Raw genomic sequence first — 11,767 nt, 5'->3', positions numbered from 1 at the left:
TTACACTATTGTTGATCCTGTACTTTCAAACTCATTAAATAAGCCGTTAACGCATCAAGCTCTTGGTCATTTAGTTCGTCATAAGAATCTGTCATTAAGTTACCTGGTTTCCATTCCTCAGGGTCTTTCAACCATTTCTTAATTGACTCTTCGTTATGTTCAAGAACTCCCGCAACGCGTTCGCGCTCAGCAAAGTTTGCTAAGTTAGGTGCAATACGTGCAGTTTCTGGCTTTTCATCTTTTGGAGACACTGCGTGACATCCGATACATGATTGATTGAAAATTTCTTGACCTTGTAATGCTAAGTCAGAAGTTGGAACTACTTCTTCAGCATTTTGCATATCTGCTACCCATTGATCAAATTCTGCTTGTGGTAGCGCTTTAACTTTAAAGTCCATTAGAGCATGAGAAGGACCACATAACTCAGCACATTTTCCATAGAAAATGTTGTCTACTTCATTTGCACTGTTGTTGTCAAACACTAACCAAAACTTGTTTACGTTATCAACGTTTGTATCCATCTTTCCTCCAACAGCAGGAATCCAGAAGGAATGTTTTACATCAGATGCTTTAATTTGGAAGTAAACACGACGATCGGTTGGAACTACCAAGTCTTGACTTGTAATGATTTCTTCGTTTGGATATTCAAACTCCCACCAATACAAGTTAGCACGAACGTTTACAACTAACTCGTCATACTTTCCCTCTTCATTCGTTTGTTCAATTGCTGAAGTATCAGCTAAATAGAACGTTAACCCTACAGTCGGAACTGTTAAAATAAGTAGTAAAATGATTGGAATAACTGTCCATACGATCTCTAACGTATGGCTCCCCTCTACTTGTTTCGGTATGTAATTCTCATCTTTTCTTCTAAAGCGAACAATCGCAATTAGATATAAAACGGTTACAACAACGATGACAAGAACCATTATAACGGTACTTAGAATCATCAAGTCGTACTGTTCTTGAGCGACTTCTCCAGCTGGTCGAAGTGTAGAGATAAACGCTTCTCCACATCCGGATAGGACTAATGCCAACATCGCAACTAACGAGAACACACGCCATTTTGATAGCCATTTCATAGCAACATCTAACCCCTCTTTCGTGTCTAATCTCTCATGTAAAGGATGGTGCAATATATGTGGATTTTCAAAACAGACTCTGTTCCATCAGGAAATGGTCCTTAGAGAACAGAGTCTAAATTGAAAGAGTTCCCCTGTTGTTCGTAAAACTTAAATCATTGTGAAGATCACCATAGAAACAAAAAGGATAGTTAAATAGTTTAAAGAGTAGACAAACATTAATGTTGCCCATTTTACATCTTCCTTAAAACGTTTATAACTTAAACCTAAGACTAACCATCCAATGTTAAGAAGGGTTGCTAGGATTTGAAAACCGATTCCAATCTCTCCCATAAAGAATGGTAATGGTAATAATAGCGCTACCCATACGATGATATGAATTTTTGTTACGTGGAATCCTTTGACTACTGGTAACATAGGTACGCCAGCAGCTCTATATTCTTCCACTCTTCTCATAGCTAAAGCATAGAAATGTGGTGGCTGCCACACAAACATTAAAAGAAATAACATCCAAGCTAACGGATGTAATCCAGGATCAATTGCTGCCCAGCCAATTAACGGCGGAACTGCCCCAGAGATAGATCCAACAACTGTATTATGAACAGTATATCGCTTAGACCATAAAGTATATAGGCCTACATAAGCAAAAGAGCCAAATAATCCAATAAGCCCTGTTGTTATATTTACTGCAAAGAGCATAGAAGCACCTAACACAGTTAAAACAATTCCAATCGTCAATACTTTTCCAGGACTAGCTTTACCTGTTACAGTTGGTCTTTCTTTTGTACGTTCCATAAGAGGATCTATATCACGATCAATATAGTTGTTTAAGCTAGCAGCTCCTCCAATGACTAATGCCGATCCCACCAAGGTTAAAAAAACGACATCTAGCGAAGACAAAAAGCTTGTTTGTGTTAATGTAATAGCAAGCCATAAGCCTGTAAACGTAGTAATTAAATTTGAGTTAATTATTCCTACTTTGATAAGTGCTAGGAAGTCTTTCATTGTAAGAATCGTCGAACCGTTGTTTTCAGATGTATGAGAAGCAATTCGGCTATTCGACATATTTAATCCTCCTTCCAATCTATCCAATTTCTAACCTACTAAAACTGTTCTTAGAGGTTTTTATTCGAAATTAGATCCACTATCTACTATACTGGATTAGACGCATTAATTCTACGAAACGAGACAAAAATCCATAATGTGTTCATAATTAAATTGAAATACATTCTAATTTGTGAAATTATGAACAAATTTAGGACGTTAATTATGAAACATTTGTGTCACGATTCCGTTTACACTGTTCAATTATCCATTTTACCGTAATAATAGAAGAGGAGAAAGAGGAAATTTGTCTACCTAAACGCTTACATCTTCATCTATATTTCTAGCAAACATAGCCGAAACTTTCAATAGTTTTTGACAAATCGGTTACAAATTCTTTCAAAATCTCCAATTTTCATGTATTTGGAGAAAGATTTCATCAGAGAGTGGTGACTGTATATGAATAATTTCAGCAAACCAAGCCCAAGTAAAATACCAATGAATATATTAAAAGTAATCTCTGTTCTGACTAGCCTTGTCATGCTTGCGGTACTTTTAGGAGGTGCCCTAGTTACCAAAACAGGTTCTGGAATGGGCTGCGGAAGGTCTTGGCCACTATGCCACGGGCAACTAATTCCCGATAGTTTTCCTATTGATACCATTATTGAATTGGCACACAGAATCGTGTCTACTAGTGCAGGAATCTTAATTATAGTAATGGCAGTTTTATCTTGGAAACTAATAGGTCATATTAGAGAAACAAAACCTTTGGCACTTATTTCATTTATATTTGTTGTTATTCAAGGCTTAATTGGAGCTGCAGCTGTTGTTTGGCCTCAAAGTGATTTTGTTTTAGCTGCCCACTTTGGGATTTCTCTTATTTCTTTAGCATCTGTCGTACTTCTAACATTATTAGTTTTTGAAGTAGATAAGAAGTTCAATGTATCAGCTATTAAGATACCTCGTAAGCTTTGGATTCATACGATTGGCGTAACCATATATAGTTACATCGTTGTATATACTGGAGCGTTAGTAAGACACACAGAAGCAAGTCTAGTTTGTTCCGGTTGGCCTTTGTGTCGTAATGGTGAGTATATCTTACCGGAAAACATGGTCGAATGGATTCAAATGGGACACAGAACGGCAGCCGGACTAATCTTTGTTTGGATTCTTTACATTTTCCTATATGTCCTTAGAAATCATCGACATGTTAAGGTATTTTTCTATGGATGGATGATTGCGTTTATATTAGTAGCATTACAAGCACTATCTGGTATGTTAGTGGTTGTAACAGGATTAAATTTATTCATTGCATTGGCGCATGCATTGTTCGTTTCATTACTATTCGCCTTACTTGCCTACCTAATCATGGTTAAATGGAGAGCGATAAAAGAGTAACAAAAAAGCGTCTGGTTGTTGTATTTTCAACCAGACGCTTTTTTATATGTCACTTTACCAATGTAAGCAGTAAATCACCTGTTTGAATACTATCTCCACCCTGAACGAAAATTTCCTCTACTACACCATCAAATGGTGCTTGAACAGTAGTTTCCATTTTCATTGCTTCTGTTAATAACAAGTGATCGCCTCGTTTAACGCTATCTCCACTCTTTACTAAGACGCTTAGTGCCGTACCAGGCATCGTTGCTCCAATATGCATGTCGTTCTTTGGATCAGCTTTTCTTTTTGATGTTAGTGTTGTTTTTACACTTTCATCTTTAATTATCACTTCACGAGGTTGGCCATTTAACTCAAAGTACACTACTCTAGTTCCATCATTACGAGCTTCTCCGATAGAAACTAGCTTGACAAATAATGTTTTTCCCTTTTCAATCTCCACTTCAATTTCTTCACCTAAATTCATACCATATAAGAAAGTAGGAGTATCTAATACAGAAACATCTCCAAATGCATCTACAGTTTCTGTAAAGTCTATGAAAACTTTTGGATAAAGAGCATACGCTAAAAGATCATGACTAGTGACTTGTCTATTTAGAGTATTAAACAGCTTTTCACGTAATTCTTGGAAATTCACTGGCTCTAATAATTCACCAGGGCGAATGGTGATAGGTTTTTTATTTTTCAAAATTACTTTCTGCAGTTCTTCTGGGAAACCACCATGCGGTTGCCCTAGATAACCTTCAAATAATTCGATGACAGAATCAGGAAAGTCCATTCTCTCTCCTCTCTCTAATACATCATCTTCTGTTAAATCATTTTGAACCATAAACAACGCCATATCACCAACTACTTTGGAAGAAGGAGTAACTTTCACGATATCACCAAATAAATGGTTTACTCGAGTGTACATATCTACAACTTCTTCCCAACGTTCTCCTAGTCCCACTGCTTTAGCCTGTTGCTGCAGGTTACTATATTGCCCTCCAGGCATCTCATGCTTATAAACATTTGCATGAGGAGAGTTCATACCACTTTCAAAATCTTTATAATAGTGACGTACATCTTCCCAATAGTTCCCCAATTTTTCTAAAGAAGGAATAGATACAGTTGGTTGTCTTTTCGTTCCTTCAAGAGCATAAGCAAGTGACGAAGCGCTAGGTTGTGATGTCAATCCTGACATCGTACTCATTGCGACATCTACAATATCTACACCCGCTTCAATAGCTTTCGCGTACGTGTATATACCATTTCCAGAAGTATCATGTGTGTGCAAGTGGATAGGAACAGAAACCGTTTCTTTTAATTCAGAGATTAAACGATAAGCAGCTTCTGGTTTCAACAAACCAGCCATATCTTTAATTGCTAGCATATGAGCACCTTGATTTTCTAACTCTTTTGCTAGTTCTTTATAGTATTGCACCGAATATTTAGTTCTGGTGTCGTCTAAGATATCGCCAGTATAACAAATTGCCGCTTCTGCTACTTTGCCTGTTTGACGGACTGCATCTATTGCTACTTCCATTCCTTTAACCCAGTTTAAGCTGTCAAAGATACGGAAAACATCAATTCCAGCATATGCTGATTTTTCCACAAATTCTTTAATTACATTGTCCGGATAATTCTTATACCCAACGGCATTAGAACCTCTTAGAAGCATTTGGAATAATACATTTGGAACTTTTTCTCTTAAAGCTATGAGTCGCTTCCATGGATCTTCTTTTAAGAATCGGTATGCTACATCAAACGTAGCTCCACCCCACATTTCAAGAGAGAATAAATCTGGCGTTAATACAGATGTCGGTTCTGCTATTTGTAAAATATCTTTCGTTCTCACACGCGTTGCTAATAAGGATTGATGAGCATCACGGAAAGTTGTGTCCGTTAATAAGACTTGCGGTTGCTCTTGTACCCATTTGACCAATCCATCTGCCCCATGCTGATCTAACAATTGTTTCGTGCCAGTTAAAGAAGAACGGTCAGTTAATGAAAGATCAGGTATTCGAGGTTTACTAAATACTGGCTTAGCTTTCTTCTCCACACCTGGGAATCCATTGATAGTAACATTTCCTATGTAACTTAACATTTTAGTTCCACGATCACGTCTGATTGGAAAAATAAACAATTCTTGTGTTTCATCAATGAAAGAAGTGTCGTATTGACCCGTTCGGAACTTTTCATGTTTCATCACGTTCTCTAAGAAAGGAATGTTCGTTTTAATACCTCTTATTCGGAATTCTTGTAAGTTTCGAATCATCTTCGCGCAAGCCTGATTAAATGTTAAGGCATGTGTAGATAACTTAACTAAAAGAGAATCATAGTGTGGGGTAATGACTGCTCCTTGGAAACCGTTTCCTGCATCTAATCGAACACCGAATCCACCACCAGAACGATACACCATAATTTTACCTGTGTCCGGCATAAATCCGTTTAATGGATCTTCTGTTGTTACTCTTGACTGAATTGCATATCCATTTGTATGGATATTCTCTTGCAAAGGAATACCAATTTCACTATTATGTATATCTTTTCCTTCTGCAATCATAATTTGCGTTTGAACGATATCAATTCCAGTTATCATCTCTGTAATTGTATGCTCTACTTGTATTCGAGGATTTACCTCAATAAAGTAAAATTTATTATCTGCTACTAAAAACTCTACTGTTCCAGCATTATAGTATGTAACGTTTTCCATTAATCGTACAGCTGCTTCACAGATTTCCATTCGTAATTCATCCGTTAAAGAAACAGACGGAGCAACTTCTACTACTTTTTGATGACGACGCTGAACAGAACAATCTCGTTCAAATAAATGTACGATGTTCCCATTATGATCACCGAGAATCTGTACTTCAATATGTTTCGGTCTCTCCACAAACTTTTCAACGTACACTTCATCGTTACCAAAAGCAGCCTTTGCTTCGGATTTAGCACGTTCGTAACTTTGAGCTAATTCACTTTCTGAACGGACAATCCTCATTCCACGTCCCCCACCACCAAGCGACGCTTTAATAATGATTGGGAATCCGTGTTTTGTCGCGAAACTCTCTACTTCTTTTAAACTATCAACTGGCCCATCACTTCCAGGGATTACAGGAATATTTGCTAAGATTGCTTGTTGTCTTGCTTTCACTTTATCTCCAAACATATCTAAATGTTTCGTGGAAGGTCCGATAAAGATTAGCCCTTCTTCTTCACATCGTTTAGCAAAGCGAATGTTTTCAGAAAGGAAGCCGTATCCAGGGTGAATTGCGTCTACACCCGCTTCTTTTGCAATTCGAATGATATCTTCAATATCTAAGTAGGCATCGATCGGTTTTTTTCCTTCACCTACTAGATAAGCTTCATCTGCTTTATAACGGTGATAGGCACCTGAATCTTCTTTTGAATAAATTGCGACAGTTTTAATGTTTAATTCTGTACAAGCTCGAAAGACACGAATGGCAATCTCGCCTCTATTTGCGACTAATATTTTATTTATTTTGGTCACGTTAGCATCTCCTCTCCGATTTAAGCAGTTTGTCTTTCTTGTTCTTGTTGGTCATACGATTTCTTTGGACGATAATGATGATCATACTTTGTGAACATGGATATATTTACTAGTAGCCCTAAAGCAGCTGACATAACAATCATGGAAGAACCTCCATAACTGATAAAAGGAAGCGTTACACCGGTTATTGGTATTAAACCAGACATGCCACCTAGGTTAATAAAACTTTGTATTCCAAACATGGCGGAAACACCAACAGCAATAAGTGTTCCAAAAGGATCTCTACACCTAACAGCGATTGTAAGTCCTCTAAAAATGATGTAGCCTAATCCAACAACAACTATGAATACTCCGAAAATTCCGAGTTCTTCGGATATTATAGCCATTATAAAGTCTGTGTGAGCTTCAGGCAAATATCCCATTTTTTGAATACTCTCTCCTAAACCTTTACCACTTAAGCCACCTGAACCAATAGCATAAAGGGATTGAACCAAGTGATATCCATCATCTTCTACATTCTCAAAAGGTTCTAAATAACCAATAAATCTTCCTACCCTCTCGTCTGTTAAAATGTCTTTCCCAGACATAATAATACCTAGAATCATAATACCAATACCAACCACGGCAACTCCTACTAGTTTAATAATGTTCTTGCCACCTACCCCTGAGGCCAGAATCATACAAAGGCCGATGGAAAAAATAATAAATGCTGTTCCCACATCGGGTTGTAAGAATATTAGGAAACATATAAGAACTAGATAGAAAATTGGCGGTAAAACGCCATTACCAAAACTTTGAATGTTCCCAGACTTTAATTTATTGTTATAAACAAATGCTGTAAATAAAATGACGCTTAATTTTGCTAATTCAGCAGGTTGCAAAGCTCTTGTACCGACAGTAAACCAACTTTGTGCATTATTTACCACATTACCTGTGAATAGAACAAATGCTAACAATGCAAAGGAACCTATTACCATTAACATTTGCAAAGGTTTTAATTGAAAAACCTTATAAGGAACAATTGCAAACACGAAAAAAGCAATTGCGCCTACTATGATATTAGTCTGCTGTTTATCATAAAAATAGGTAGCGTCATAGTTAAACTTACTTGAACTTGCCGCCCACACCATACTAGCACTATAAATCATCACTAAACCAAAAAAACATAAAACAAAGTATGTAATAACTAACGAATAATCATACGATCTTAGGATTTTTTTAAATAACATTATCGTTCCTACCTTTTTCAAATGAACAAGTTTCAACTCTCCCTAACTTCTACACCAATCAGTCAAACTCCTCTAATCTTTACAAAGACATAGTAATAAATGGGCATTAATGCAAGAAAAACTCAGGACTGTTATAACAACTTGTCTGAGTTTTTCACGTGTTCACTATAGCATTATTTTTTTAAGGATGCTTCGTGTAAAGAAGACATTTCACGCTCAAGTCGATCCATGATTTCTTTCCCGTCTTTTTCATCCACTAATCCAAGACGAACGGCAAACTCTATCTCTCTTGACAGTCCGAACATTTGGGTGTCCAAAACTTCTTCATACAGAGGACATTGAGGCATCGTTAAGTTGTCCATTTGGACTTTAATTAGCTGGGCAATTTTTTCAGCATCAGCTTGCAGTATTGAGTAAGCTTTCTCTCGATGGTTAACGATCATCTCAGACGCCATGTGTATCCCCCCATTCGACCAAATCAATGTATCTATTTAAAAATCTTACCGTTAAAGTAGGAAAAATGCAAGGGAAAACGTGTCTAATTGACCATCAGAATATCGACCAGTTATACGATTTACTTAGATTTTTTATCAAATGTAGGCCACCGATTGAATTCCCCATTTTATCCAAGGCTGGACCAAATATCCCCACACCACACCTACCTGGAACAACAGCTAGTATTCCTCCAGACACCCCACTTTTCGCAGGAACGCCTACTTCAATAGCAAACTCCCCTGATGCATTGTACATCCCACAAGTCACCATAAATGTTTTTGCTATCTGGACAGAACGTCTAGAAACAAATGAAGCACCTTCATTCATCGCCAAGATGGAACCGATTTTTGCAATATCTAAGCAATCAGCTAGTACGGAACACTGCCTAGTGTAAAGTGTCATTAACTCTTCCACATCATCATTAATAATTTCATTTTGCTTTAAATAATAAATCATGGATCTATTTAAAAAGGCAGTGTCAAATTCTGATTTTTGTATTTCTGTATCTACTTCGATTTTGTCTTTTTCAAAAAATGGAGTCAAAAACTGCTGAAATCGCTCCCATCTCTCTGTTACACCATTTCCAGGAAATAGAGAAGTAACGGCTAATGCACCTGCATTGATCATTGGATTCAGGGGTTTAGTATCAGGCCCTTCTTCTAACTTAACAATAGAATTAAATGGATCTCCAGTAGGTTCTTTCCCTACATGCTTAAACACAACTTCTTCCCCGTAAAATTCTAATACATAAAGAAGAGATAATACCTTTGATATACTCTGTAAAGTAAAAGCTTCAACAAAATCACCAGCGTACATTTCCTCACCGTCCAAGTATCTAATAGATACAGAAAGATGCTCTTGCTTTGCCGATGCTAGTGCCGGTATGTAATCTGCAACTGTTCCATTTTGGGTAACCGGCTTTGATAATTCAATGAATTTGTCTAGTTCCTTGTTTCCGTTACATCTCAAATAGGGCACCTTCTTTGTGACAGCGTTTTGTAAATACTGTATAATATATTTCATACATATTGTTAACTAGAAAGAATCTTAGTATGCAGAAGGAGGATAATGATGAATTCCATCGTTACTATATCAGGAAATGTTCATTTTCCAATTACATTAGATCCAAGTGTGTGGATCTTTGATGATCGCCGAATTGATTTAGATGAATTTTTTTCATCACAATATGAAAACGTTTCCGAGGAAGAAAAATACATAGAAGAAACAGCGAAACATTGGGAAAGAGAAATTAGAGAAGGAGCACTAAACCCGCCAACTTTAAAATCAGAAAAGAAGTTTGAGCGCCAAAAGATTTTAAATACAAGTCTTGGTATTTATTTGCTACCCTTCATTCAGAATAGTCAACCAAAACCTGATGCAACTACAGTTGTTTTGAAAACACAGGATAAAGATATAGAAATTCCACTTGCAACGATTGATCAATGGATTGCTCAATTTAGTATTGTTGGAAAGCCACTTAAAGAAGACGGACCAATCTATCTTTTAAAAGTTGATGGCACTAATAGAAACACTCCAATTAAAAATGTGCATCGTATCGAGATTAAATAAAAAAGCTTTCGCTACATTGACAAATGTGTCAGTGAGCGAAAGCTTTTTTGTTTACAAACAAATTAAGCTAATTTTATTATTCTCTTTGTTATAAAAGATCTGCTGCTAATTGAGCAAGACCTGATCTTTCTCCCTTTAATAATCTAACGTGCCCAGCAATTCCTTGATCCTTAAAGCTTTCTACAACATACGTTAATCCGTTATTATATTCGTCTAAATATGGGTGATCTATTTGTGCCGTGTCACCCATTAACACAATTTTACTTTTTTCCCCAACGCGAGTTAGAATTGTTTTCACTTCATGTTTGGTTAAGTTTTGCGCTTCATCAATAATGATAAATTGTTCAGGAATGCTTCTACCTCGAATATATGTTAATGCTTCCACTTCAATGGATCCCATCCCAGCCAAAATTGCGTCTAATTCACCAGGTTTCTTGGTGTTAAAAAGATACTCCAAATTATCAAACACAGGTTGCATCCATGGTCTAAGTTTTTCGCTTTTTTCTCCTGGTAGATACCCAATATCTTTACCTACTGGAACGATTGGACGAGCAACAAGAAGCTTCTTGTATTTATTTTCATCTTCGGTTTGCATTAAACCGGCTGCTAAAGCAAGTAACGTTTTTCCTGTTCCTGCTTTTCCTACTAGTGTAACTAAAGGTACATCTTGTCTTAATAATAATTCCATTGCCATCGTTTGTTGGACGTTTCTTGCTTTAATCCCCCAAATATGTTCTGCATTGCGATGTAACTTTGTTATTGTTTTTCCTTTTGGACTTACCATTCCAATTGCAGAAGCTGATCCACCTAATGCGTCTTTCATTAAGACAAATTGATTTGGATATAAAGGATGATTAACCACGTCGGAAACATTAATCTCGCCACTTTCATAAAACTTTCCTAGTGTTTCTTTCGGTACATAGAGTTCCAACATTCCTGTATATAAATGATCCATGTCTATGACACGATCATTCAAAAAGTCTTCTGAATGTAGCCCAATGACATCTGCTTTAACACGAACTAAAATGTCCTTGCTGACTAATATAACCCGTCTGCCATTTTGTTTTGCATCTTCTTCTAATGATAAATTTTTTGCAACCGCTAAGATTCGATTATCATTCGTTTTTTCAATAAATATTTCTTGAAGTTCTTGAAAAGAGCGGTGATTTAATTCAATTCTTAGTGTGCCACCATTATGAAGAGGTACTTTTTCATGTAATTTCCCTTTTTCTCTTAATCCATCAATAAGTTTAGAAAATTGTCTAGCATTTCGTCCAATCTCATCCATATATCGTTTCTTCGAGTCCAACTCTTCTAGTACCACTGCTGGAATGACTACTTCATTATCCTGGAATGAATAGATAGCATTTGGATCCTGCAATATTACGTTAGTATCTAGTACATAGATTTTACTCAATACGACGCCTCCTGATCCTAAAATAGTACATTCTATGTAGCAA

The 11,767-nt window shown here is 36.7% G+C and carries 9 protein-coding genes; 2 read left to right on the top strand and 7 right to left on the bottom strand.

From position 1 onward, the window contains the following. Positions 1-5 precede the first annotated feature (5 nt). Both coxB and cyoE read right to left on the bottom strand, forming a co-directional pair. On the bottom strand, positions 6-1,082 hold the full coding sequence (coxB, locus tag G8O30_RS04225; RefSeq protein WP_239673743.1) for a cytochrome c oxidase subunit II: 1,077 nt from the start codon (positions 1,080-1,082) through the stop codon (positions 6-8). 150 nt (positions 1,083-1,232) lie between these two features. Further along, the gene (gene cyoE / locus G8O30_RS04220) at positions 1,233-2,147 is read right to left on the bottom strand and encodes a heme o synthase (protein ID WP_239673742.1); all 915 of its coding nucleotides are present in this window, start codon (positions 2,145-2,147) and stop codon (positions 1,233-1,235) included. A gap of 438 nt (positions 2,148-2,585) precedes the next feature. Here cyoE and G8O30_RS04215 point away from each other — a divergent pair, with 438 nt between their 5' ends. After that, on the top strand, positions 2,586-3,524 hold the full coding sequence (locus tag G8O30_RS04215) for a COX15/CtaA family protein (protein ID WP_275576519.1): 939 nt from the start codon (positions 2,586-2,588) through the stop codon (positions 3,522-3,524). Between the two features lie 49 nt (positions 3,525-3,573). Here the strand turns inward: G8O30_RS04215 and pyc are convergent, their stop codons facing one another. From pyc to glsA, 4 genes are all read right to left on the bottom strand, one after another. Then, the gene (gene pyc / locus G8O30_RS04210) at positions 3,574-7,014 is read right to left on the bottom strand and encodes a pyruvate carboxylase (RefSeq protein ID WP_239673741.1); all 3,441 of its coding nucleotides are present in this window, start codon (positions 7,012-7,014) and stop codon (positions 3,574-3,576) included. Between the two features lie 20 nt (positions 7,015-7,034). Next, complete coding sequence (locus G8O30_RS04205) at positions 7,035-8,243, bottom strand: FtsW/RodA/SpoVE family cell cycle protein (RefSeq protein ID WP_239673740.1); 1,209 nt, start codon at positions 8,241-8,243, stop codon at positions 7,035-7,037. A gap of 173 nt (positions 8,244-8,416) precedes the next feature. After that, positions 8,417-8,698, bottom strand: a complete 282-nt coding sequence (locus G8O30_RS04200) for an Fpa/YlaN family protein (RefSeq protein WP_239673739.1) — start codon at positions 8,696-8,698, stop codon at positions 8,417-8,419. Between the two features lie 94 nt (positions 8,699-8,792). Next, positions 8,793-9,707: a glutaminase A gene (gene glsA / locus G8O30_RS04195; protein ID WP_239673738.1), complete on the bottom strand. Its 915-nt coding sequence runs from the start codon at positions 9,705-9,707 to the stop codon at positions 8,793-8,795. 99 nt (positions 9,708-9,806) lie between these two features. Between glsA and G8O30_RS04190 the strand changes: the two genes are divergently transcribed. Continuing rightward, positions 9,807-10,307 (top strand): peptidyl-prolyl cis-trans isomerase, encoded by a 501-nt coding sequence (locus tag G8O30_RS04190; RefSeq protein ID WP_239673737.1) that lies wholly within the window; start codon positions 9,807-9,809, stop codon positions 10,305-10,307. 88 nt (positions 10,308-10,395) lie between these two features. Here the strand turns inward: G8O30_RS04190 and G8O30_RS04185 are convergent, their stop codons facing one another. Further along, entirely contained in the window at positions 10,396-11,724 is a 1,329-nt protein-coding gene (locus G8O30_RS04185; protein WP_239673736.1) for a PhoH family protein, read from the bottom strand. Positions 11,725-11,767 lie beyond the last annotated feature (43 nt).

This window comes from Mangrovibacillus cuniculi, from assembly GCF_015482585.1.
GTDB classification, from domain to species: Bacteria; Bacillota; Bacilli; order Bacillales; family R1DC41; genus Mangrovibacillus; species Mangrovibacillus cuniculi.
This window is presented reverse-complemented; position numbering and strand designations above follow the sequence as displayed.

Bases quoted from the DNA above. Each gene is read 5' to 3' on its own strand.
- coxB (WP_239673743.1), bottom strand. From the start codon at position 1,082: ATGAAATGGCTATCAAAATGGCGTGTGTTCTCGTTAGTTGCGATGTTG.
- cyoE (WP_239673742.1), bottom strand. From the start codon at position 2,147: ATGTCGAATAGCCGAATTGCTTCTCATACATCTGAAAACAACGGTTCG.
- G8O30_RS04215 (WP_275576519.1), top strand. From the start codon at position 2,586: ATGAATAATTTCAGCAAACCAAGCCCAAGTAAAATACCAATGAATATA.
- G8O30_RS04205 (WP_239673740.1), bottom strand. From the start codon at position 8,243: ATGTTATTTAAAAAAATCCTAAGATCGTATGATTATTCGTTAGTTATT.
- G8O30_RS04200 (WP_239673739.1), bottom strand. From the start codon at position 8,698: ATGGCGTCTGAGATGATCGTTAACCATCGAGAGAAAGCTTACTCAATA.
- G8O30_RS04190 (WP_239673737.1), top strand. From the start codon at position 9,807: ATGATGAATTCCATCGTTACTATATCAGGAAATGTTCATTTTCCAATT.